This is a genomic window from Haloplanus rubicundus, assembly GCF_003342675.1.
Classification (GTDB): Archaea; Halobacteriota; Halobacteria; order Halobacteriales; family Haloferacaceae; genus Haloplanus; species Haloplanus rubicundus.
This window is the reverse complement of sequence record NZ_CP031148.1, coordinates 1387860-1411856: the sequence shown is the minus strand read 5'-3', so window position 1 is coordinate 1411856 and position 23997 is coordinate 1387860. Positions and strand designations below refer to the sequence as shown.

The 23997-nt window shown below is 59.3% G+C and carries 22 protein-coding genes, 1 tRNA gene and 1 pseudogene; 13 read left to right on the top strand and 11 right to left on the bottom strand.

Annotated features, from left to right (window positions below):
• Positions 1 to 463 precede the first annotated feature (463 nt).
• Both DU484_RS08115 and DU484_RS08110 read left to right on the top strand, forming a co-directional pair.
• The gene (locus DU484_RS08115) at positions 464 to 631 is read left to right on the top strand and encodes a flavodoxin domain-containing protein (protein WP_262342902.1); all 168 of its coding nucleotides are present in this window, start codon (positions 464 to 466) and stop codon (positions 629 to 631) included.
• A gap of 553 nt (positions 632 to 1184) precedes the next feature.
• Positions 1185 to 1607, top strand: coding sequence for a universal stress protein (locus DU484_RS08110; RefSeq protein WP_114585535.1), 423 nt, complete (start codon positions 1185 to 1187; stop codon positions 1605 to 1607).
• 11 nt (positions 1608 to 1618) lie between these two features.
• Here DU484_RS08110 and DU484_RS08105 read toward each other — a convergent pair.
• Positions 1619 to 2936 (bottom strand): annotated as a pseudogene (locus DU484_RS08105) (RNA-guided endonuclease InsQ/TnpB family protein).
• A gap of 252 nt (positions 2937 to 3188) precedes the next feature.
• Here DU484_RS08105 and DU484_RS08100 point away from each other — a divergent pair.
• Positions 3189 to 3635, top strand: coding sequence for a universal stress protein (locus tag DU484_RS08100; RefSeq protein ID WP_114605654.1), 447 nt, complete (start codon positions 3189 to 3191; stop codon positions 3633 to 3635).
• Between the two features lie 113 nt (positions 3636 to 3748).
• Complete coding sequence (locus DU484_RS08095) at positions 3749 to 4384, top strand: IS6 family transposase (protein WP_114605184.1); 636 nt, start codon at positions 3749 to 3751, stop codon at positions 4382 to 4384.
• 131 nt (positions 4385 to 4515) lie between these two features.
• On the opposite strand, the gene DU484_RS08090 is transcribed toward DU484_RS08095, so the two are convergent.
• The 3 genes from DU484_RS08090 to DU484_RS08080 form a co-directional block, all read right to left on the bottom strand.
• Entirely contained in the window at positions 4516 to 7203 is a 2688-nt protein-coding gene (locus DU484_RS08090) for a cation-translocating P-type ATPase (protein ID WP_262342901.1), read from the bottom strand.
• 191 nt (positions 7204 to 7394) lie between these two features.
• Positions 7395 to 8291 carry a universal stress protein gene (locus DU484_RS08085; RefSeq protein ID WP_114585532.1) on the bottom strand — a complete coding sequence of 299 codons (897 nt, stop codon included), beginning with the start codon at positions 8289 to 8291 and terminating at the stop codon, positions 7395 to 7397.
• A 315-nt stretch (positions 8292 to 8606) separates the two neighbouring features.
• A complete protein-coding gene (locus DU484_RS08080) occupies positions 8607 to 10421 on the bottom strand; it encodes an SLC13 family permease (protein WP_114605653.1) in 1815 nt (604 codons plus the stop codon).
• A 129-nt stretch (positions 10422 to 10550) separates the two neighbouring features.
• On the opposite strand from DU484_RS08080, the gene DU484_RS19970 reads away from it, so the two are divergent.
• From DU484_RS19970 to DU484_RS08060, 5 genes are all read left to right on the top strand, one after another.
• On the top strand, positions 10551 to 10700 hold the full coding sequence (locus DU484_RS19970) for a DUF7557 family protein (RefSeq protein WP_187347789.1): 150 nt from the start codon (positions 10551 to 10553) through the stop codon (positions 10698 to 10700).
• Positions 10701 to 10726: 26 nt separating this feature from the next.
• Positions 10727 to 11323 (top strand): DUF5828 family protein, encoded by a 597-nt coding sequence (locus DU484_RS08075; RefSeq protein ID WP_114605652.1) that lies wholly within the window; start codon positions 10727 to 10729, stop codon positions 11321 to 11323.
• Positions 11320 to 12654, top strand: a complete 1335-nt coding sequence (locus DU484_RS08070; protein ID WP_114605651.1) for an erythromycin esterase family protein — start codon at positions 11320 to 11322, stop codon at positions 12652 to 12654. Before DU484_RS08075 ends, DU484_RS08070 begins: the two co-directional genes overlap by 4 nt.
• 305 nt (positions 12655 to 12959) lie before the next feature.
• The gene (locus tag DU484_RS08065) at positions 12960 to 14171 is read left to right on the top strand and encodes a CBS domain-containing protein (RefSeq protein ID WP_114585528.1); all 1212 of its coding nucleotides are present in this window, start codon (positions 12960 to 12962) and stop codon (positions 14169 to 14171) included.
• A 186-nt stretch (positions 14172 to 14357) separates the two neighbouring features.
• Positions 14358 to 14561, top strand: coding sequence for a DUF7511 domain-containing protein (locus DU484_RS08060; protein WP_114587196.1), 204 nt, complete (start codon positions 14358 to 14360; stop codon positions 14559 to 14561).
• 231 nt (positions 14562 to 14792) lie between these two features.
• Here the strand turns inward: DU484_RS08060 and DU484_RS08055 are convergent.
• Both DU484_RS08055 and DU484_RS08050 read right to left on the bottom strand, forming a co-directional pair.
• Positions 14793 to 14876 (bottom strand) — tRNA-Ser (locus DU484_RS08055).
• 98 nt (positions 14877 to 14974) lie between these two features.
• Positions 14975 to 15484: a DUF2267 domain-containing protein gene (locus tag DU484_RS08050; protein WP_114606743.1), complete on the bottom strand. Its 510-nt coding sequence runs from the start codon at positions 15482 to 15484 to the stop codon at positions 14975 to 14977.
• Positions 15485 to 15666: 182 nt separating this feature from the next.
• Here DU484_RS08050 and DU484_RS08045 point away from each other — a divergent pair, with 182 nt between their 5' ends.
• Positions 15667 to 16602, top strand: coding sequence for a hypothetical protein (locus DU484_RS08045; protein WP_187347788.1), 936 nt, complete (start codon positions 15667 to 15669; stop codon positions 16600 to 16602).
• A gap of 132 nt (positions 16603 to 16734) precedes the next feature.
• Here the strand turns inward: DU484_RS08045 and DU484_RS08040 are convergent, their stop codons facing one another.
• On the bottom strand, positions 16735 to 16947 hold the full coding sequence (locus DU484_RS08040; RefSeq protein ID WP_114585526.1) for a YgaP family membrane protein: 213 nt from the start codon (positions 16945 to 16947) through the stop codon (positions 16735 to 16737).
• Between the two features lie 157 nt (positions 16948 to 17104).
• The gene (locus tag DU484_RS08035) at positions 17105 to 17746 is read right to left on the bottom strand and encodes a dienelactone hydrolase family protein (RefSeq protein WP_114605650.1); all 642 of its coding nucleotides are present in this window, start codon (positions 17744 to 17746) and stop codon (positions 17105 to 17107) included.
• A gap of 106 nt (positions 17747 to 17852) precedes the next feature.
• On the opposite strand from DU484_RS08035, the gene DU484_RS08030 reads away from it, so the two are divergent.
• The gene (locus DU484_RS08030; RefSeq protein ID WP_114605649.1) at positions 17853 to 18497 is read left to right on the top strand and encodes a phosphoribosyltransferase; all 645 of its coding nucleotides are present in this window, start codon (positions 17853 to 17855) and stop codon (positions 18495 to 18497) included.
• Positions 18498 to 18822: 325 nt separating this feature from the next.
• Here the strand turns inward: DU484_RS08030 and DU484_RS08025 are convergent, their stop codons facing one another.
• A complete protein-coding gene (locus DU484_RS08025) occupies positions 18823 to 20169 on the bottom strand; it encodes an APC family permease (RefSeq protein WP_114605648.1) in 1347 nt (448 codons plus the stop codon).
• 110 nt (positions 20170 to 20279) lie between these two features.
• On the opposite strand from DU484_RS08025, the gene DU484_RS08020 reads away from it, so the two are divergent.
• Positions 20280 to 20708, top strand: coding sequence for a CBS domain-containing protein (locus DU484_RS08020; protein WP_114605647.1), 429 nt, complete (start codon positions 20280 to 20282; stop codon positions 20706 to 20708).
• 200 nt (positions 20709 to 20908) lie between these two features.
• Positions 20909 to 22477 (top strand): ABC1 kinase family protein, encoded by a 1569-nt coding sequence (locus DU484_RS08015; RefSeq protein WP_114605646.1) that lies wholly within the window; start codon positions 20909 to 20911, stop codon positions 22475 to 22477.
• A gap of 30 nt (positions 22478 to 22507) precedes the next feature.
• On the opposite strand, the gene DU484_RS08010 is transcribed toward DU484_RS08015, so the two are convergent.
• Both DU484_RS08010 and DU484_RS08005 read right to left on the bottom strand, forming a co-directional pair.
• Complete coding sequence (locus tag DU484_RS08010) at positions 22508 to 23383, bottom strand: universal stress protein (protein ID WP_114605645.1); 876 nt, start codon at positions 23381 to 23383, stop codon at positions 22508 to 22510.
• Positions 23384 to 23453: 70 nt separating this feature from the next.
• Entirely contained in the window at positions 23454 to 23741 is a 288-nt protein-coding gene (locus DU484_RS08005; RefSeq protein ID WP_114585519.1) for an amphi-Trp domain-containing protein, read from the bottom strand.
• Positions 23742 to 23997 lie beyond the last annotated feature (256 nt).

Below are 23997 nucleotides of genomic sequence, written 5' to 3'. Positions count from 1 at the left end.
CTAACGCCTTTTCGAAGCTTTTTCGATGCGATACTATTTTTTATTTCCCTTTTTTAATTCGATACGAACGACGAGTTGATCGACCGGATCGATTACGAGTTATTGGAGTTTTTCGGTGTTTCAGGCGTTTTGTTGGCTATCGAGGAGTAAGATGGTGCAACGAGCGACCGCGGTCATTTCGTCAAATTCACTACTTTCTTAATATATATTTTTCTGATATTTTCGGTGAGAGGATCGGAAACACGTCTCGACTGGACTCACGACTCTCCGCCGATAGTTGCGGCGGTGGCGCCAGTGGTCGCCGCCTCGGACGGGGTCGGAACCGCTACTATGACGACGTTCCCAGTCGACGAAACGGCAGGGAACTGGTCGGGACGTGGGACCGTCGGGGCGCCGGGAACTCGGTGTGTCCGCGCGGCGGCCACCCCACAAGTCAGCCAAAATGTAATTCTCGAGAACGTACGTGAGCGCACGCTCGACAAGCGGGGAGCCGTCGGCGGCGACGAGAACGATCAGCGAGCGCGGTCACGAGGCAAGTGCGGTCGACGTGCGTGACCGACCGGACTCGTTCACTCCCGAAGAGTATGACGCCGTGGTCGTGGGCGCGTCGATCCACGTCGGCAAACACTAGGACGCAATCCGCGACTTCGTCACCGGCGACCGAGACGCCCTCTCGGGGATTGGGGGATGGATTTCACGTCTGGTCAGCCACTCGTCTGTGCTTTCTGAATCGCCCCAACTCCCCGAATCGATCACGGTGAAGAGTTTGCGTCAGTTAACCCACGAAATCAAGGAGTGTCACTCGGGCCGCAGCCGGCCAGAACTATCGGTGGTGGTTTCCGTGATGCTTCGGATCTACCTCCTTCAAGCGGTTCGGTTGAGCAAAATTTGATTCGATCCGTTCGTCGACAGACCAGCCAAGGGAGCCTTGACGAATAATGAAGTAGGGTCCGTCACGTAATCTGAGGCCGCTGGAAAGTCATTCTCCTCATCGTGGACGCGCTTGCGGAAGTGCTGTCCGCACTGTCGGCAGCTGATGTGTCCGACGACACTGGGGTGCTCCCAGAACCGAAGAATCGCCAAAAGACAGTCCGCGTGTCCGGTTGTTCTGAAACGAATAGTAATCCTACCAACATTTGAGAATTGACAGCAGCTACAAAAGGACTCATCGCGTCTTGAACAGTATGTACGATACCATATTGGTCGCGACCGATGGAAGTGCCGACGCGAACCGCGCAGCGACACACGCACTCGAACAGGCCGAACAGCACGACGCTGAACTTCATGCGATCTTCGTCGTCGATACCGATCGATACGCCGAACCGGCCCTGAGTAGCACGGAACTGGAAACCATGGAGATCGAAGAGTGGGGCAATCAGGAACTCTCGGAGATTGCCGACCGGGGCGAAGAACTCGATATTGCGGTTACTACTCAGTGTTGTCATGGGAAGCCATATATCGAGATTATCAACTACGCTGACGAGATTGACGCCGATCTGGTAGTTCTCGGCTACCACGGGCACTCCCACGCAAAGGGAGAGCAGATTGGGAGCGTGACCGACCGCGTCGTCCAGAATGCGGGAAGACCGGTCTTGGTCGCCACGTAAACTACCCCACCCTACTCGCTCACGGCTCCACCGTTCGCTTCGTTGAGGGTGGGGCTTTCGCGTGGACTCCCGTTCTGGCCGCCGTCGGCGGCAGGCCGGTAATTGCCGTTCACGTTCAATGTCCCGCGATTCAAGCGCACGTTTACGGGTGCGCCTCCGCCCGACGACTTTTGCGCCGAGCGGAGATACTTTAGACCGATATTCTTCGCCGCGTTGTAGTCCGCGTGTGGTGAGTACCCGCATTTCAGGCACTCGAATACAGCCTGTCTGTCCGAGGCCGGGCGGTTGTTTTCGTGAGTGAAGCCGCACTTAGAACACCGCTGGCTCGTGTATGCGGGACTCACCTGTTCAACCGAGATGCCGACGACTTCGGCTTTGTATTCGACGTACTCAAACAGGCGTCGGAACGCCCACGCGTGGAATTTCTTGGCGTTCGGCATCCGCTCACGAATCCCAGTCAGGTACTCGAACGCGATCACGTCACAGTTGTTTTCGACGGCTTCCGCGACGAGTTCCTTCGAGACAGTGTGTAAGAAGTGGTCGTAGCGACCCGTCTCGGTGCATCCGATCGACTGGATGGTTTCGTGGGCGGCCCGTGTTCCATGCTGTTGGAGCGACCCACGCCGTTTCTCGAACTCGCGGTGCCAGTGGTTCAACTCCGACCCGTTCCAGAACGAACCTGTCGAAGTGACGGCGACGTTCTCGATGCCGAGGTCAACGCCGAGGACTGTGCTGTGCTCGTCGTTGCCTTTGTCGGCGGTCTCGAACTCCACATCCGCCTTTGTCGGCGGTCTCGAACTCCACATCCGCCTTTGTTCGGACGTGAAGGTAGAACTCACCGTCGCGGTAGTGGAGTTCCCCGCCCGTCACTTCGTAGTCATCGTTGAACAGATACTCCGAGTGGGGCGTCTCGCGGCTCTCGTCGGGGAGGACGTACTTGGCGGTGATACGCCCTTCGACGGTTGAGAGCGTCGCGTGGTCGTCGTTGAACGTCGCACACCGCTTGTCGTAGACGAGCGTCGGGGCGGTGAAGCGCGGCTTCCCCGCGCAGTCACCTTGCTTCCACCGAGAGACGACGCTCTGTACGGCGTCGGCGGCCTTGTTGCGAGCGTTCTGAACGAGGTTAGCTTGGAGCCTCGTTTCGGCCCGCACGTCGTCGTATGTTTCCCGTTGGAGCTCGGCTTTGCTCGTGGTCTTGTACTCGCCTTGCCACGCGTGGTCGACGACGTAGTTGGCGGCCCACAGGAACTCGGAGATGGTTTCGTGGAGAAGGTCGGCGTCGCTGTCGGCCACGTCGAGTTTAACGGGGACGGTGCGACGTATCTCCATCCGTACTTCAGGTGTGAGTCTATGTCTTTATATTAGTCACGATTCGGTGGGGGAGTCGGCCAGCCATCGAGCGTAGTTAGTGTAGTACCGTGTCGGCTTCCTCTCCGACCTACTCGCTCGCGACGCTCGCTCCTTGAGGTCGGAGGCTCCACCTTGAATTATGCTGAATCTACCCGAAATGGGCTACTGAACACTTCCCAATCTCTCGTAATTGACGGGTTCTCTTTGTCCCTCCGTTGGTGATAGTTCGGTATGTACGAGCAGATACTGCTCCCGACGGATGGAAGTGAAGGAACGCGAGGCGCCGTCGAACACGCAATTAATCTCGCAACGACCTACGACGCCACGCTCCACACAATTTACGTCGTCGATACGAACGTCGGGATCGATGCTTCAGTCCCTGGGACGCTCGATACCCTCGAAGAAGCTGGAGAGAACGCGATCGATGGGGTGCTCCAGCAAGCAGAGGCAGCCGGCGTGAAAACGATCGAAGGCGTCGTTGCACAGGGCACACCTCACCAGGCAATTCTCGATCATATCGACGAACACGATATCGATCTTGTCGTTATGGGAACGCACGGCCGAACGGGGCTGGATCGATATCTCCTCGGCAGCGTTACTGAAAAAGTCGTCCGCCGCTCCGATGCTCCGGTGTTGACGGTTGGTATGCCTGCTGAATCCTCCGACGAGTCTTCGTAATCGGACAGCGCATCGTTCGTACGGATTCCAAGAGCGGTATATTCGACGGTCGTCTCGATGCTTCGTGTTTAGTTAACGATGAAGAGTGAGGCGAGTGAATTTCTTGCTGGTCTATGGCAGAAATCACACGCCTCAGCGGGAATAACGACTGGATTGATTTGGATTTTGTGGAGCGAGAGCGGACACCCGAGCCGGCGATGAAGCTCGGTATTCAGATGCATCTGGCTGGACTATCACTTTCGAATACCGTCTCTGCTCTTGATAGTTTGGGTGTCGAACGTTCTCGAAAAGCGGTTCACGATTGGGTACAGAAGGCCGATCTACAGCCGGTCAGCGGAAAGGCTCCGAATCAGGTTGCGGTTGACGAAACCGTGATTCGAATCAACGATCAGCAGTTCTGGCTGTACGCCGCCGCGGATCCACAGACGAACGAATTACTCCATCTACGGCTGTTTTCGACCACTACAATCGGTCTCACCGAACTCTTTCTCAACGAACTGCGGGAGAAACACGATGTCGAATCCGCCCTGTTTCTCGTCGATGGCGCCAAACATCTCCAAACTGCACTCGACCGATCGGGGCTCCGATTTCAGACAGAACGCCACGGAAATCGGAATGCCATTGAACGTATCTTTAGAGAAGTAAAACGACGAACCTCTTCGTTTTCAAACTGTTTTAGCCACGTCGAACCAGCAACAGCTGAAAACTGGTTGCAGAGTTTCGCTCGCTGGCACAATGCTCCAAACTAAACACGAAGTCTCGATGTCGAGTAATACTCTTGATTCGCCGACGTTTATTGTAGGTTTTCTTGGATAGGGTAGGATAGGTTGCGGCGATTGCAGTCGTTCGGATCACGAAACTACTCACTTTCGTGGGCGAATTACTCCGATGCCCGTGACTCGAAGAGTCGGTTATTCGATGCGGATATGACCACGTTGAGCAGGAGGAAAACGACGAATCCAGCGGCGATCAACGCCCACTCGACGAGGGTGAGGGGAACGACCTGAAAAACGTCGTGAAGCGGGGTATACAGGACTGTGATGTGAACGAGGAGCGAGACACCGATAGCACCGACGAGCCACAGATTCGAACGCAACGGCTGGTCGTACCGCGAGCGGATAACTTGGATACGGATCAACTCGACAACGACGATGAACGTAAACAGTAGCGACTGGGCTCGCAGCAGCGACCCAGTGGTATCGAGGGCGTAGAAGAAGAGCCCGAGGCCCGTCACTGCTAGCAGGGTTGCAATCGTCAGAATCGACACCAACACGCGAGTGTTAATCACGCCTTCGTCAGGGGGTCGTGGTGGCTGGTCCATGAGCCCATCAGCGTGTGGATCGGCCCCGAGTGCAAGCGCGGGAAGCGTATCCGCAACGAGGTTGATCCAGAGGATCAGAATCGGCGTCAAAATCAACGCTTGCGACGTCCCCGAGAACTGTGCGGGGAAGAGCAGACTCCCAAGCAATACGCCGAGGAACACCACCAGTACCTCCCCGGTGTTGGTCGAGACCAGATAGTTGACGAACTTGCGCACGTTCTCGAAGATGCCCCGTCCCTCCCGGATCGCGTCACGGATTGTCGCGAAGTTGTCGTCCCGCAGAATCATATCGGACGCCTGCCGAGCGACGTCGGTACCACGCCCTCCCATCGCGACCCCCACGTCCGCCTGCGTGAGTGCTGGCGCATCGTTGACACCGTCGCCAGTCATCACGACAGTGTGTCCATTGTTCTGAAGCGCGTTAAGCAGACGAACCTTGTGATCTGGCGTCACTCGAGCGAACACATCGATATCTTCGACCGTACTCGTGAGCTGATCGTCCGATTGGTCGTCGATGTCACTGCCCGTAACGGCACCGTCGGGATCGAGCCCGACCTGCTCGCCGACAGCCTCGGCCGTGGTGAGGTTGTCTCCAGTCGCCAGTACAGTCCGGACACCGGCTGATTGGCAGTCGTCGATGGCCGCTTCGACCCCTTCTCGGGGTGGATCGAGCATCCCCTGCAGGCCGAGAAACACCATTTCGTCCTCGATCTGATCCGGTTCGGCCGACGGATCGTCGATAGCCTTCGACGCGAATCCCAGCACTCGAAGCGCGTCCCCGGCAAACGACTCCGTTTGGTCGAGAATTTCCTGGCGTTTGTCGTCCGTGAGATCGTGTGTCTCACCGTCCTCGAGGATAGTATTACATCGATCTAGGACGACTTCCGGTGCCCCCTTCATATAGGCTGTCACCGCTCCATCGTCGACGAGTACGGTCATCCGTTTCCGTTCCGAGGAGAACTGAATGTCACGGCACCGCTCTCCAGTGGGTTCGACATCCGCCTCGTCCGCGATCCGCTGGAGGGCGACCTCGGTCGGCTCACCACGATACTCGTCGTCCGTCCGCTCGACGTTGTTACAGAGCGCGCCACATCGTAACAGTGGAACGAGTGCTGGAGTCGTCAGTTGGTCGCCGTCGGCGGTACTTTGCGCGCTTTCCCCGGGATCACCCTCCGATTTCGTGGTCGAATCGGACAGATCAACGACGGAGCCCGACGTGTACAGCCGCGTCACTGTCATCCGGTTTTCAGTGATCGTCCCAGTCTTGTCGGTGACAATGACGTCGACCGAGCCGAGACTTTCGACGACCGGGAGTCGTCTGACCAACGCGTTCCGGTCAACCATCTCTCGTGCGCCCAACGCCAGCGTGAACGTCACGACTGCAGGCAATCCCTCCGGTACGCCGGCAACGGCAAGGGTGATTCCAACGAGGAGGATGGCAACTGGATCCGTTGCGGTGAACAGAAATTGAACCGCGACGACCAAGACGATCAGCGCGACGACCAGCCCACCGATCTGTTTTCCGAGATGCTCGACCTCTGCCTGAAACGGTGTCTGTTGATCGTCAGCCTCACCGAGCTGGGTCGCGATCCCACCGACCTCGGTCTCCATGCCGGTTTCGACGACGACCGCGCTTCCGCGACCTTTCACGACGGTTGTGTTCTTATAGACCATATTGCGGCGCTCGGCCAGCGGCGTCTCTTCGTCTGCGGTCTCGGTCGCTTTCTCGACGGGTGCGCTTTCCCCAGTGAGCGGTGACTCGCTCGTCCGCAACTCGTCACTCTCCAGCACTCGAGCGTCGGCTGGAATTGCATCCCCTTGTTCGAGGTGGATGATATCACCGGGGACGACCTGTTCGGCATCGATCGTCTGCTTCCGCCCGTCGCGGTAGACGGTCGTATCCGGGCTTGCGAGTTCACGAAGCGCTTCGATTGACCGGGTGGCCTGATAATCCTGAACAAATCCGAACAGCCCGTTGACACCGATGATGAGAACGATGAACGCTGTTTCGGTGTAATTGGGCTCACCGCCAGGGATGAACCCGATACCGAGAGACAGGAGTGCTGCTACGACGAGGAGATAGATGAGTGGGTCACGGAACTGTGAGACAAGTAGCTCGAAAACCGATGTCCGTTCAGCGTCGTGGATGTCGTTCGTGCCGTACTCCGACAGTCTGCGAGCCGCTTCATCGGACGAAAGTCCCGTCTCACCGGTCGCCAACGCCGAGAAGACGTCGTCAGTCGACATCGTGTGCCAAGGCTCCGAGATCTCCGAATCAGGCCGAGTCATACTGTTGGATGGCTTCTGGTAGGGGCACTGCACGCGGCTTCGTTCGATCTGTAAATTCGTTCCACGCCGATCTGCCGCGTGTCATAGTCACGCGACGAAACACGGGCGATACGCAAAACACTCCCGAAGAGCGTACGCCGTTCTCAACACTACCCGGAACCGTCCTTTGTGTCCGCTTCGGGTGCTCGGACCGTCAGTACCGGAATCGGCGATGTACGAACAAGATACTCGGTGACGCTTCCCAGCACGTACCGGTCGAAGCCCGTACGCCCGTGTGTGCCGACGACGACGAGGTCAATGTCGTGGTCGTCGATGTGAGTGAGGATCGCCTTGTGAATCGAGGGGGCGTATTCGACCGTTGTCGACGCTGTTTCGATACCAGCGTTTTCGGCGAACGCCGCAGCCTCGTCAAGCAGTTCGTGGGCATTCTCTTCTAACATCCCCATCTGGATATCGGGGCGAGCATCGGCCCCCAGCGCCGTGATAGCGATCACGGATAGGAGGTGCAGTGTTGCATCCTCACCGTCAGCGACGTCGGCGCCGATGGCGAGTGCTTGATTGGCACAGTTACTCCCGTCGGTGGGGACGAGGACGTTCTGGTAGGGATGAGTAACCCTGACGTCGTCGTCGGGTCGAATCGTGAGTACGGGAACATCTGCCCGACGGACGACTCGCTCGCAGGTGCTACCGAGCAGAAACCGTTCGAGTCCCCGGCGTCCGTGCGTTGGCATGACGACGAGATCGAATCCGTGTGTTTCGGCGTAGTCGGCGATTTCGCGATACGGTTCTCCCTGGCGGACTTCCGTGACGGTGTCTATTCCACGCTGGTGTGCCCGGTTGGCAGCCTCGCTGACTATTCGATCTCCCTCCTGTTCGAGAGAGTCGATATCGTCGCCTCGAATCTGTAGAATACCGTTCCCCGTCGTATCTGCGACGTTGAGGATGTGGACTGTTGCGTCGTGGCGGGCTGCGAGGTCTACGACGTGATTGAAAGCGAATGCTGCTCCGTCACTCCCGTCAGTGGGAAAGAGAATCTGTTCGAACACACCTTCGATGACGGCGCGAGCACACAAAAATCGGACGCGATAGTCTCCGTCGTCGGAGCCGTCGGTGCCACGAGGAACTTCGTAATGAGATAGTTTTGCGACAACGCAGTGAAGAGTCGAGCCGACTCAAGAGCGGTAAGAATAGACGGTCTACGCGACGAAGATTCGGAGCTCTGGTACGACGAGGGCAGTCACTGATTCGGTTTGTGTGGCTGATGTCGAAACAGAGCTAGATCACGTGCGAAGACGTTGCGGATTGAACTACTACCCCGAGGACCTAGTCCCGACCTCACCCGAAGAACGGCACACTGGCAGTTAGATGCCCCAGAACGTGGCGATTCCGAGCGTCGTTACGATTCCCAGAATCACTTGGAGCGGCCCGCCGACACGAGCGTAGTCACTGAAATCGTACCCTCCCGGACCGTAGACAAAGAGGTTGGTCTGATACCCGACCGGCGACATGAACGCCGTGCTGGCGGCGAACGTGACCGCGAGAACGAACGCGAACGCGTTCGCGTTCAGCCGAGCGGCCGCGTCGACGGCGACAGGGATGAGCAACACGACGCTGGCCTGGTTGCTGATGAGGTTGGTCATCGCCACGGTCAGCAGATAGAACAGCCCGAGAACGGCGATTTCGGGCAGGAAGTCAGCCGTGGAGACGACGAACGTACCGAGCAGATCGGCACCGCCCGTCTCCGACAGCGCCCTGCCGAGGGGAATGACGCCGGCGAGCAGGAAGATCACGTCCCACTGGACGGCCCCGTAGGCCTCCGCCGGCTTGACGATTCCAGTCACGATCATCACCATGACGCCGCCAAGCGCTGCGACCATGACCGGCAGGAGTCCGAATGCTGCCACTCCGACGACCGAGAGCACGACACCGACTGCGATCGGGAGTTTCGACGACCGGAACTGCTGGAGGGCGAGTTCACCAGCCACGATCACGTTCGGATCGTCTGCAAGTCGGTCGACAGTGTCCGGTTCGGACTCGATGAGGAGCAGGTCGCCCGGACGGATTCGGTACTCTGTGAGGCGTTCGTAGGCGGTCTCACCGCCACGGCGGATGGCCAGCACAGCCGTCTGATACTGGTCTTGAAACCGTGACGACTCGACCGTTTCGCCGACGAGATCGGACCCGGCGGTGACGACGATTTCGATGAGCGTTTGCCCGGGGCCGAGCGCATCGAGCCCACCTGGCGGCGTGACTTCCGGAACGAACTCGATCCCCTCTACCTCGTGGAGCGTCCGTAACGCGTCTTCGGTGAGCCGGATCGTGAACGTGTCCCCCTCCCGTATCGTCATCGACAGTCTCGGCTCTCGATGATAGTCACCGTCACGAATAAGTTGGGTGACGTTCGCTTCGAAGTCGACCTCTTCGAGCGCTTCCCGGATCGTCGAGCCGATGAACGGTGATTCTTCGCCCACGATCACCTCGGTGAGAAACTCCTCCTTTTGTGTCGTTTCGAGCTTACTGCGAGGGGTCACGTGAGACGGAGCAAGCCAGTACCCGATCGTAAGGAGGTACACCCCGGTGACGAGAAATACCACGAGACCGAGGTGGGTGAACTCGAACATCGAGAACGCGTGCAAGGAGGGATAGTCGGTGGCGAGTCGACTCGCCACGTCGCTGGCCAGAAGGTTCGTGGACGTTCCGATGAGCGTGAGCATCCCACCAGCCATCGACGCGTAGGAAAGCGGAATGAGCAACTTTGACGGCGATGTCCCGTTCTCGTGAGCAAGATCGCTCACCATCGGCAGCAAGACGGCGACGGCAGCGGTGTTGTTGATGATTCCCGAGAGCGGACCGACGAGCCCGACCGTTGCGCCGAGTTGCTTGTGTTCGCTCTCGCCCGTGTAGGAGGCGACCGTCTTTTCGAGACGCTGAATCGCACCCGTCCGACGGACGCCTTCGCTCAGGATCATCATCGCGAGAATCGTGATCGTTGCGGGGTTCGAGAAGCCGGAGACGCCCTCGCGCGGCGAGACGCCCGTCCACGGACCGAGTATCATCAGCGTGACCATGATCCCGATCGCTGTGACGTCGATCGGGACCGGCTCGGTGACGAACAAAACGAGAGCGGCGAGGATAATCAGAAAGACGAGGAACGTCCCAACGGTCGCTGCAGGCATCGATATATGCTGATATAACGATGGGAGTTGGATGTACTGGTCGACGATTACTATCGAGCGAGAATAGCTGTCAAGGTTTTTGGAAATCGTCTACGACTAAGAAGACGTCGAAACAGGACTTTCCCGATCATGACCTACACGCTCGAAATCAGCGACGGCCTCAAAGACCGACTGGACGACCACCTCGAGGAGGACGAATCGTACGAGGAGTTCATCACGGAGTTAGTTTCCATCTACGAGACGGAAGGGGAATTCCTCCAAGAGGGATATTCGGAGTGAGTCACCGTTCGAGGTGAACGTCCGCTATGGAAGAACGCGTCTCCGGCTTTCGTGTCCGCGGATCGTGGGAAGACGTCGTCGCACACGGTGAGCGGATCACCCGTGCGTTGCGGGAGAGCGATGTCGATGAGGACGCACTCGCCGAGTGGGACGACTGGCGGCCGAAAGCCCACGAAGACCTCGGTGAGGAAGTGAGCGAGAAGACCGTCGAGAAGGCCAGTCTCGAACGAGGTGCTGGCGAACGGGCCGGACAGGCTGCCACGGAGGATCTCGAACGGGCGAGCGAGCACGCTCTCGAATCGATCGAGAAAGCCGAAGGGGACGGCCCCGAGGACATGCTCGAGAAGTGGGAGGACGCCCTCGAACATGGGCTCCGTGCGGTCGACACGACCACGCGGAAGGCCATCCGCACGCTAGAAACAGCTGTCTACGAGCGAGTGATGACTCGATTTGCACCATATTACTTCGATAACGAACTCGTGAGTGCGAACCTTCGAGAGACGACACGGCTGGAAGATGGAGACGAGTTCGTATTCCAGGTGAACATTCACGACGACCAACTCAAAGAGAAAGTCAGCCAGCGACTCGACGTGGTCGAAGAGGCCGGCCGAGGGGACGTATGACGCTCCAGGATCGCACGTCGTGGACCGAACCGGGCGACATCGACGCGGCCGTCGCCGACGTCCGCTCGACGGCGCACGGACTGGAACAGCCCTCCGATCTGGATCGTCTTGTCGAGCAATTCGGAGATCGAAAATACGTGTTGCTGGGGGAAGCTTCGCACGGCACCACGGAGTACTACCGCTGGCGTACGCGGCTGACGGCCCGACTCGTCCAAGAGAAAGATTTCTCGTTCGTCGCTGTGGAGGGTGACTGGACGGACTGTTACGAGATCAATCGGTTCGTCAAGGGTCTCCCGGAGTCCCCCGAGACGATCCGCGACGCTCTCGAGGCGTTCGAACGGTGGCCGACATGGATGTGGGCGAACTGGGAGACCCTCGAATTCCTCGATTGGCTGGAGCGTCACAACCAGCGTCTCCCCGAAGACGATCGAATCGGGTTCTACGGCCTCGACGTGTACAGCCTGTTCGAGTCGATGGACGCAGTCGTGGATTATCTCGAAGACGTAGACCCGGATGCGGCAGCCGAGGCCAAGGCCGCCTACCGGTGTTTCGAACCGTACGGTGAAGACGCACAGGAGTACGCGCGGGCGCTCCAGATGGTTCCCGAGACCTGCGAGGACGAGGTGGTGGAACTGTTGACGCGGCTCCGCGAGCAGGTCGCAGCGTACGACCACAGCCGCGACGACTACTTCAACGCCGAACAGAACGCCTTGGTCGCAAAAAACGCGGAACAGTACTACCGAGAGATGGTTCGTGGCGAGGTCGACTCCTGGAACATCCGGGACCGGCACATGGTCGAAACGCTGGAGCGTTTGCAGAAGCATCACGGATCGGATAGCAAGGGCATCGTCTGGGCCCACAACACCCATATCGGTGACGCTAGAGCGACCGACATGGAAGCACGGGGACGACTCAATGTCGGCCAACTCGTTCGCGAACACGAAGGCAGCGCCGACGTGGCGTTGATTGGTATGGGTTCACACCAGGGCACGGTGATCGCCGCGGATTCGTGGGGCGCACGGTTGGAGGAGATGACGGTCCCACCCGCACAGGAGGGAAGTTACGAACACGTCTTCGAGCGGGCGGGTGGAGGCGACTGTTTCCTCGTAACCGGGGAGCTTTCCGACGACTCGCCGCTCACCCGACCTCGGGGGCATCGCGCCATCGGTGTCGTGTATCACCCGGCTCACGAAGCCGGGAACTACGTGCCGACGGTTCTTCCCGACCGATACGACGCATTCATCTATCTCGACGAGACGAGCGCCCTCCATCCGCTCGATGTCCACGCCGACATCGAGGCGATCCCGGATCTGTACCCGTGGGGATTCTAACCGCGCGCGGTTCTCTCGTCGGACGCTCACTGGAGCGCTCGTACTGGGTGTCTTCGGGCCGCCTTCCAATTTCTCTTGCTAACGCCCTCTCGGGCGACGATACACCGTCGAACGTGTCGATTAGCAGGGATGGGCGTCGAGTAGCCGCTGGGGCAACTCGTTTCGCGACGGGCGCTGTTCGTCGCTTTCCAAATATCGGGAACGACCAGCGAATACTTGTAAATCTATATTGAAATGGCACGTGTTACCACTACGGCCGCGGCCGACCCGACCGACAATCAACCGGAGTGGACATCCAAGCAACCATGGACATTGCCGATATCGTCTCAGGAGAGTACGTAGCGCTCTCACCGGACACGCCCGTGTCGAAGCTCGTCGGTGCGTTCGACGATCCGACCGTCAAGGGGGTCGTCGTACACGGCGACGAATTCGAGGGAATCGTCACGAGGAGACAGCTCGCCACCTCGCACCACCAACCCGACGAAAAGGTCGGTTCGCTCGTCTGGCACGTCCCCAGACTGGCCCCCGATGAGGACATCCGCAAGGTTGCCCAGCTCATGATCGACAGTGATGCACAACTCCTCCCGGTCTTCGACGGGGGCGAACTAGCGGGCGTCGTCACCGTCGATGCGATTCTGGAGAAAGTCCGGCCGTTTCTCGACGCGGCGACCGTCGCCGAGGCCTCCACTGCCGACCTCGTCACGCTCGATCCGGAGTCGACCTTCGGTGAAGCACTCCACGTGTTCCGAGAGAATCGGATTACACATCTCCCGGTCGTCGAGGACGACACCGCAATTGGCATCCTGAGCCTCTACGACGTGACCGATCTAACGGTTCGTTCCGCGAAACAGAGCCAAGGCGGCGATGCAGGTGGCACGGACTCGTTCGGCGGGGACATTTCGGCCAGTTCCGGTCGGGCTCACGGCGGTTTCGGCGCCCGGGAAGGAGAACTCGCCCGCATTTTGGATCTCCCCGTCAGGGACGTCATGGTCTCGCCGGTACGCACGATTTACCCGGACGCGACACTCGAGACGGCCGTCGAGGAGATGTTCGCCATCGGCGGATCGTCGCTCGTCGTCACGGAAGACGGCCGGCCCTTCGGTATCGTCACGAAGACCGACGTCCTCGATTCGCTCACGTGGGAGGCTGGCGGCAATCGAGCCGTCCAAGTCTATGGCACCGATTTGCTGGATGACGTGCAATACGAGGACGTCGTTGCGATGATCGAGAAGTTCGACGACCGTGACCACGGGATGTCCGTTCTAGACGCGAAGATCCACCTTCACGAACACGACGAGAAACTTCGAGGGACGCCTCTTCTGCTTGCCCGCATCCGTCTACACACGGATCGAGGGCTGTACATCGCCTCCGGAGAAGGCTATGGGGCGAGTCACGCACTCAACGAGGCACGCGACGTGCTCGAACGGCAGATTCGTGATCGCAAGACGTACGGCGAAAGCAAGAAGCCCCAGACCAAGGAGTTCTGGGAGAAGCGCTTCGGCTGGATGCTCGAATGATGGCCCGTGGCTCCTGTCGCATCGCCGAAGATCGGTGCCCTCCCTTGGTTACACTGCGACAGCGCGGTACGTGTACGGAGCACGCCGGGGGAGTCCCAGCGAGTTGTAATCGGATACGATGTTTTTGTGCGGCTAGGTCCAACGTCCCTCTACGAAATCGACGCTATCGACCACGAGGTGAAAAAGATGAGTTCCGTTCCCCCTGAATCGGACGACTGGGAGCCATTCCGGCCAGCACACGACGAAGCGTTCGTGGCGAACATCACAGAACGAGCGGACGACGTGGAGACGTGTTCGATATCGCCGCTGCCGAGGAGCGAGGGGATGTTGGAGTCCGAGTGGATCACCGCCACGGAGGGATCGTTCGTCCCACTCGACGACATGCGCTAACGAACGCGTCTCCGTGTCTAATCGGCCATCGTCTCTCTCTCCGAACGAAGTATCGACGTCTCTGTGGTATTCCGCTCGATACTCGCCACCATTCGCGTTTCTGCCAGTTCGAACATCCTTCGCCGCCGTCGGTAGTGAGGTGAGAAAGTCAGGACGATATAGATTGATTGCGCACGGATAGATGTTGTCAGAACCGCTGGCCAGCGCCCGATTCGACTTGTGCTACCGATACGGTGGGAGTGGGATTCGAACCCACGAGGCCTCTCGGCCACCTGCTTTCCAAGCAGGCACGATAGTCCACTCTGTCATCCCACCACTCACGATGTTCGTTGGGCCGGGCGCGTAAGGGACCATTGCCAATCGCTCGAAATGTGGGTTTTCGCCAGTGGGGATCAGCGCTCCGGAGTTGCGGCTTACTCTGCTGTGTCGGAGCCACGATCCACATCGTCGAGTTCGTCTCGACTCGTCGCGTCGGGCTGGGGACCGCCACCTGTCTGTGCCTCTGCGGCTTCACTCCATCCGCCAGCATCGACGATTTCGAAAAGCTTGCGCCAGTTCTCCTCGTCCTCGCTTTGGGGGAGCGAGTCGCGCAGTTGTTGGAAATCCGACCCCGGAACCAGCGTCTGTACGATGTCGACGATGACGCGAGCGTGGTAGGCCGCGTCGGCCGGGTCGGCCTGTTCGATGTCGCTGACACGCGAGACGAATTCCTGCCAGTCGAAGCGCTGGCCGTGTTCGTGGACCGCGCCGGTCAGATACCACTTGATCTCTACTGGGAGCGACGCGGCGAGATCTTCGGCGTTGCCCTCGGGAAGACGCTGACCAAGTGTCATTAGTGTCGCCCGGATCGCCCGGAGCGACTCGCCGGTACCGGGTAATTCGAGTCGATGTTGTACCGTGCCGGTGAATTCGTCGAAGTTCATACGACCGACCTGTTGGTCGAGCACCAACATGAATCGACGTACCCTTTCCCACCGCACGAAAAAGGGGACAACGGCTCGACGGCTCCACTCGTGATGAGCGGCCGGATCGATCTGGACAGTCAAAAACAGCACGTCCCACTTCAGGTACACGTTTTTTACCTCAAAACTGCACAGTTAGCATTGTGATCACCGAACACGAAGAACTTTGGAACGCCGTCCGAGAACGGTGTGCAGCCCTAGAGCCTGGGACCGAGCTGGTGACGCCGCTCTCGAACCGGCCGTTTCGAGTCAGGGAGATCTCGATCGACCACCTCCAGATTCGTTTCGACGATAGCGGCGAGAAGCGTTTTCTCTGGCGCGAGCAGTTCGCGGTTCTTGCCGATCGCTTAGAGGAGCATCGACTCGCAGTGTCCGAACTCCCACCCGGTGTCGAACCGTACACGACGGTCTTGACGCTGCTAGCCGACTTCGGCGTCGAAGACGACGAAATTTCCTACGTCCCCGAACTCGAGACGGGCGGGGGAAGTCCGTATCTCCTTTCGCCGGCGGAAGCACGCACTCGTCCGGAACGCCTCCACGATGATGCGCTCCTACTGGCAGACTTGCTCGATACGTCGGCTCCCGTCGCTCCCGAGACACTCGAGACGGACACACTAACCGATCTGTACGTCCTCCTCTCGGACGTGCAACACGAGGCCGATCGACTTCGCCAGACTGCTCGAGAGGCACTTCTGAGCCGCCTCGGTCCGGATCAGGAGTTACACGGCCGGTTCGGCACGGTCCGCCGGACGACACGCGAACGCCGACGACCGAAGGACGACGAGACGATTTTCGATGCTTTGAACGAGCACGATATTCCCCGGGAATGGGTGCTCGGAGTTGATCCCGACAAACTCGACATCGTCTTGACCGCGACCGATCTCGAGGAAGACGAAGTGTACGATGTCGAGGAACAGGTCTACGTCCAGAAAACCGAGGTCGAAGAGGACGAGAAGTACGCCAGACTGCAAGGGCTCGCGGAGCGAATCGAGGAGCTGGAGGACGACGAGACGGCCGAGGAACTGCGCGAGGAACTTCTGAACCTCGAGACGCGACTGGACGAGGCGCTGTCGGCGTGACGGCGCTGGACGGCGTCCCGAACGTCCCCGCTGGCGGCTGACCAGCGGCCCGGCCCGAACGGCTCTTTCCTCCGAGTGGCCCGATATTTTCCGATCGGAGCGGCGCGTCGGGGTCGGGCTACTGAGCGTCGATCACTCGGTCGTGTCGATGCCTGCGGCCTCGTTGATGGGACACTTTTGTGTCGTTCCGGTCACGAGGAGGATCGCTCCGATAACGAGAGCGAGCCCTCCGATCACCGCTCCAGCAGCCCAGTAGCCGGTAAGTGCGGCTATACCCGCTATCGCTATGACGATACCCACGACGATGCGGCCAGTTCGGTCGATTCCGCCCACGTTCTTGTCCATGTGTGTCCCTGGATCCCGCAGCGCTATTGATATTGTAGATTTTTCCCAACACCTTGGAATGTCGGCGTGTCTGATCCACTGGGTGGACACTCTGAGCAGATGACGACGGGTAGCCGAGTCGCACGCCTCCGGAGTGTACCTCCGAGGCAGTTCGCGCTCACCGCAGCGACTCGGCGAACCAGTCGGCCGCTACGTCAGCGACTTCTTCGAGCTCACCCTCGCCCTCGAAGAGATGCCCCGCGCCCTCGACGACGTGCAGTTCCTTCTCGCAGGCGAGTTGGTCGTAGGCCTCGCGGTTGCGTTCGAGCACCTGCGTGTCGGCGCCGCCGACGATAAACAGCGTCGGCACCGTGATTTCGTCGAGAACCTCCGATGCCATGTCGACGCGTCCGCCACGCGAGACGACTGCATCGATCTCGTCTTCCAGCCGAGCCGTTGCTCGGAGGGCGGACGCCGCACCCGTGCTGGATCCGAAATAGCCCACGTTCAGATCACGAGTAGCAGTACGCGAACCCAGCCACTCGGTGACGGCAACGAGCCGATCCGTCAACAACGGGATGTCGAATCGATTCTCTCGGATCCGGTCCTCCTCTTCGGTCAGGAGGTCGAACAGGAGGGTTCCGAGCCCGCGTTCGCGGATGACCTCCGCCACGAAGTTGTTGCGCGGGCTCTTCCGACTCGATCCGCTCCCGTGGGCGAAGACCACCAGTCCCTCCGCCCCGTCCGGAATATCGAGCATTCCCTCGAGTTCGACATCTTCGACCGGAATATGTACGCGATTCTCGGTCGGCTGGGACATAGTGAGCCCGACACCTGCTGTGGGTATTATCTCCACGGTAATTCCGATTTTGTGAGAATAGTCACATGTTACAGGCGACTGTGGCAACTCGTTTTATCGAGGACTTATGCCAAACACTTCCCGATTCAAAGATCGTACTGAGGCTGGCGAGCAACTCGGAAAAGCACTCCGCGAGCGAGAGGTCGACGTGGATATGGTGCTCGCGATCCCGCGAGGTGGCCTTCCGCTCGGACGAGCCGTCGCCGACGTGCTCGACGTCCCGCTCGATATCGTCGTCGCGTCGAAGATCGGCGCGCCAGGCAACCCGGAGTATGCCATCGGTGCCGTCGCCAGCGACGGGAGCGTCTGGCGCAACGAGAGAGCGTTTCGTGGGACGGGATCCGACGAGGAATACTTCCAACAGGAGAAGGAGAAGGAAGCCGAGAACGCGCGTCAGAAAGCCGAGCGCTACCGGGGCGAACGCTCCGAGCCCGACTTGGCCGGGAAGACCGTCGCCGTCGTCGACGACGGTGTGGCCACGGGTTCGACCGTCAGAGCGTGCCTCGAGATGCTCCGGAAGACCGACGCCGATCGCGTCGTGCTGGCAGTCCCCGTCGGACCGCCCGACACCGTTCGCGAGTTACGGGAGTTGGCCGACGAGGTGATCTGTCTCGAGACGCCGAGCAGCTTCAGGGGGGTCGGACAGTTCTACGAGCGCTTCGATCAGGTCTCCGACGAAGAGGCGATGGCGTATTTCGAATCGTCGTCCTGAACCGCGGATTCGTCCGCCACCGTCGGACCGCAGTCTCATCGACTGATACGGATTATTGTAACTGTGTACCGGTGGTTCGCCGAAACAGTCCGGCGAACCACCGGTAATGACTTATAATAAACAGTATGACTCAGTAGCTCTCCACCTCGGTTACCATCCGACGAACGAGCTCCGGTTCCTGGAGGACGTGCCCCTCGTCATCGACGTTTCTGGAACCGATATCTTCGGTCAGAACGACCGTGTCGTCGTAGAGGTCATCGGTTCCGTCGACTCGGTCGAGACGTTCTGGGCACCCATATCGGTCGACGAGGCGGCGCTAGACCGATCACCCATCGCTTTCGACATCGGGGTCGAATGGACTCCGCTCCAGATAGAGGAATTCGAGCAGAAAGATCGCGACGAAAATGCCGAGGATCCAGAGCAGTATTTCGACATCGGTGAGATAGAGGTGATAGAGGACGATCGGGATCGCGACGCCCGTTCCAACGAGACCGAGCGCGGGAACGAGCCGGTTCGACGCTGTCACGTCGGCGAGTCGGAGGTTCGTGTAGTTCGTGACGGCGAACGAGAGAAGGAATGCGACAGAGCCAAACTCGGTAATCTGCTTGAGCGAGCCGAGGGCGGCGAACGCGGCTGTGAGCCCGCCCATGACGACAAGCGCATACACGGGAATTCCCTCCCGATTTCGGAAGGAGAAGGCCCGAGGAAGCGCTCCCTCCGTCGAGATTTTGTGGACGAGCCGCGCCGTTCCGAAGAGGGTTGCGTTGATCCCCGAGGAGGTGCTCTTCATCGCCGAGAGGATGACGAGGACGAACCCGGCGGCACCCAGAACCGGGATATGAGAGACCGCTTCGGCGAGTGCCACTTCCTCGTGAGCCACGAGTTGCTCGGGCGTCAGGTGAAGCGTCGCCATGAACGAGACCGAGACGTAGATCAGGATCGCGATGGCGATGGCGGCGTACATCCCGACCGGCAACACTCGCTCTACGTTCTCGATGTCCTCGTAGTCGTACACCAGCAGCTGAAACCCCTCGTAGGAGACGAAGATGATCGCAAACCCGGTAATTGGGCTGACGACCCCCTCGCTGAAGAAGGTGACAGCCGTCACGCTCCCGTCGTAGAAGACGATCCCTAGGACTGCGAGGGAGAGCAAAATCGCGATTTTGATGTACACCGCGATGTCCTCGAAGAGACCCGTTTCGTTGACACCCTTCAGATTGAGCCCGACGAAGCCAGCGACGATCAGGATAGACATAATCGGACGAAGATACTGTGGAAGCGCGATTCCGAAGACCGCCCGGGCGGCCGTGAGAGTGTATGCACCGAACGCAAACGCGTACATCGCCATCACGCCGACGTAGCCGACAACAAGTACCCACCCGACGTACGCAGCCACCGTCGGACGGTCGACGACGTGCTCGACGAAGGAGAAGACGCCGCCGTGCTCGCCAAAGTGCAGGGTGAGTTTGAGATAGGAGTAGGCGGTCAGCAGCGTGATGATGCCCGCGATGAGATACGATATCGGGACGGCGTTCCCGGCCTGTGCCATCGCGACGCCGAGCACGGCGTAGATTCCGCCCGAGACCATCCCCCCGACGCCCATCGCGATGACCTCCAGTAACCCGAGTTTCCCCGGTCGACTCCGCGTTAGGAGCGATCGAAACGAATTCATATCACGTCACAATCGTTGTTCAGTTCGTCTTCTTCATGACTCAAGATTCCCATCTACTGATAGAAGCAGGTTGGCTATTTGTAACCGAACGACAACTTTCTCCGTGTACTATGCCAGTCAAGAATCTCGCGGTCGGTGTCGTCACGGCCAGTGCGGACGCGTCAGTCAAAGACCTCGCTCGGACGATGCTGGACGAGGAACTCGGCGACCTCGTGATCGCCGAGGACGACAAGCCGGTCGGCATCGTCACCGACCGCGACATCGCCCTCGCAGTGGCCCGATACGACGATCTGTCCGAGCTGACTGCCGAGGATATCATGACGCCGGATCCGGTGACAATTCAGGAAGATGCTACGGCAGTCGACCTCCCCGCGACGATGGCCGACGGCCGGGTTCGGCGAATTCCAGTCGTCGACGACGATGGCAGGCTCGTCGGGATCGCCACGCTCGACGACGTCGTCGCGACTGCCGGCGAAATGCTGGACGACGTCGCTGCCGTGATCGAGAGCCAGTCCCGCGAATTCGAGCCGAACGAGTAATCCGTCCCCCGTCGCAGCGGGTTCTCACAGGATTCGTCCCCCGATCAGTAACTTCATCTCGTGTCCGACCGCTCATGTAATTGGTTCAGGGTGGATACGCCGAAATTGAGGCGGTCGCTCATTCGCTCACATATGTTCCTTGCTCGAAAACGACGTTCGTACTGCAAGTTGTCGACCACCCCCTTCGTATATTTTAAAGAATGAGAGGGATGTCCCGTCGATATCTGGTCGTCATCTTCCAATTTCTCCCCTTCGCGCTGGCATTTCTTCGTGATCGGCGGCGGTTCGTACTGTTCGGATCGGGACGGCAGGTTACTGACGACAGACATCGACAGAGAGCCGAACGGATGCGTGACACGATGCTCGAACTCGGACCGGCCTTCGTCAAAATCGGGCAGGTACTCTCAACACGCCCCGACATTGTCCCACCGATCTATGCCGACGTTTTCGGGACGCTTCAGGACGAAGTCCCTGAAGACGCAGGGGGAGATCCAACGCGGATCGTCGACGAGGAATTCGGTGACGAACTCGATCGGTCGACGCTCGAACCGATCGCCGGTGGCTCACTCGCGTACGTCTATACTGCCCAGTATCAAGGGAAGCGAATCGCGCTGAAAGTGCGTCGTCCCGGTCTGGAACCCCTGATCGAGCGTGACCTCCGGGTCGTCCGCGGGCTGATTCCGCTGGTTAGTCTCTTCGCTACCGAACGCCAGCAATATTCGATCGAAAACGCTGCCGACGACTTCGAGGACATCATCTCGGACGAGCTGGATTTCGACCGAGAGGGGACGATCATGAGAGACATCAGGGAGAATTTTGCCGACGACGATCGCGTCGTCATCCCCGAGGTCTACGAAACCCTGTCCTCGGAGCGTGTGCTAGCCATGGAGTACCTGACAGGCCGAAAAATAACCGACGATGACGCCTTCGACGGGGTCGACGTGACGCCACACGAGATGGCAACTCGAATCATCGACGTGTATCTGGAGATGGGTCTCGTCGACGGAGTGTTCCACGCGGATCCACATCCGGGCAACCTCGCTGTCACGGACGACGGCCGTCTCCTCCTCTTCGACTTTGGGATGAGCGAACGCCTTTCAGCCACTATTCAGGAAGATATCGTCGGGCTCTATCGAGCGCTCGTCCGTCGCGACGTGGACGACCTGGTAGACGCGCTCATCGCGCTGGATGTCCTCGAACCACACGTCAATCGTTCCGAGGTCGGTCGGGTTCTCGAACTCGTCATCGAGAATCTCGAAGGCCGGTCGGAGGTCACCTGGCGGATGATCATTACAGAATTGACGACGATGCTTCGGGACTTTCCGTTTCGCATCCCGCCGGACGTGATGCTACTCATTCGGGTCGGGACGGTCGGGGAAGGCGTCTGTCGGCAGCTAGATCCGGAGTTCGACTTCCTCGCAGTCGTGCGCTCGTTCCTCGCCGAGCAGGGGCTGATCGAGAGCGAACTCGATACGATCATCGAGGAGACGTGGAGGGATGCGCGCCAATCGCTTCCTGCACTGACACGGATTCCCGCTCGGTTCGATCGAACGCTGTATCGGCTCGAACGTGGCGAAGTCGTCGTCCGCACAGAGCCCGTCGATGACCGGAGAGTGGGCGATCCCTACCTCGGATACGCAGTGGTTGTCGGAGCGCTCGTCGTGGCAGCATCGATTCTGACGTTCCACGCTCGTCCGTACGAATTGCCCGTCCTCGCCGTCGCGGCCGCCTTTTTTCTCGTCTACCTCATTCGCCGTCGGGCCTCGTAACACCAGTCGGCACCCAACTGGGAGCGGCATCTACCGCACGGTGAGGACAGGCACGTCGCTCGTTCGGACCGTCCGCTCGGTGACGCTGCCGATGAGATAGCGTTCGAGGCCAGTCCGGCCGTGCGTTCCCATCGAAACGAAGTCGATACCCTCCCGGTCGACGTACTCTTGGATCGCGCGATACGGCGGTCCCTGGACGACTTCCGTCACGATATCGATGTCACGGTTCTCGCATTCCTCCTCGACGACCGTCACGGCTTGCTCGCATTCCTCTTCGAGGCTATCGATCAACTCGGGAATGCCGGGTCCGGCGTCGTAGGCCCCCACGACGCCACCGACATCGACGACCGAGAGCGCGTGGACAGTCGAATCGAATCGGTCGGCGATAGCAACTCCGTGAGCGATTGCTGCAGTCGCTGCCTCACTGCCATCCGTCGGGATCAGGATGCGATCGTAGCGTGAACGGTCTGGTTCGTGTCGGGTCGTGAGAACGGGCACGTCACTCGTCCGAACGACGCGTTCCGTGACGCTTCCAAGCAGCAATCGGTCGAGACCGGTTCGTCCCTGAGTTCCCATCGAAATGAGGTCGATGTCGTGGTCTGCGGCGTAGGACCGAATTTCCTCGTGGGGGACTCCGTGTTTGACTGCTGTCTGGCACGTGACGGGAGGTTCAGTGACCATCTCTTCGAGACACTCGACAGCCTCGGTGGCCTGTTGTTCGAACCCTTCTCGTTGCTCTCCGACCGTCGGGTCGAGGTCCGCCAGCGCACTACTGTACGACCGCTCGTCGACGACACTCAGGAAATGAATCTGGCTATCGAATGCCGTCGCGAGATTCAGCCCATGTCGCGCCGCGGCTTCGGCCCCTTCACTACCGTCGGTTGGAACGAGTATGGAGTCGTACATTGTCCTCACGTGGGATTCGATTACGGCGTAGTAATTGTGTCAAATATCCGAAAATTAGTGCTGGGACTGCTTAGGGCCTCGTCTGTTCGATATTCAGAGATCCCTCTTCGGCGGTCTGTGCTTCCTGTCGCCATACCAGCTCGAATTCGATGCTCTGTTTGGCCTCGGTATCGCCCTCGGTCCAGTCCGATTCGCCTTCGAGTTTGAACGTGATCGGATCGGCGGGATCAAGCTCCACGCGTTGAGTCCCGAGTTCGAGCGTCACAGCGCCACCTTCGTCGAGCTGATCGGCCAATTGACGGAGATACGAGGCGACTTCGGCCCGGGTTTTCTGCGCTTCCGTCTCGAGTTCTCCCATGACCTCGTGTAGCGCGAACAACCTGTTCAATAAGTCGACAAATCTCATCTTTCGGGAACAGCCCCCTGGATATGAATAGTGGGGTCATGATACGTCCGATAGCAGTGATCAGGGGTTCCATCCCTGCGAAGCGGTCAGTTTCTATGCTAGAATGACGAAGAAAGCAGGCTCCAACGTCGGCGAACGCCTGAATTGAGAGGGGCAATTGTAATCCAGTACCGATTTGCAGAATACATATAATCCGCGTCGGCGAGTA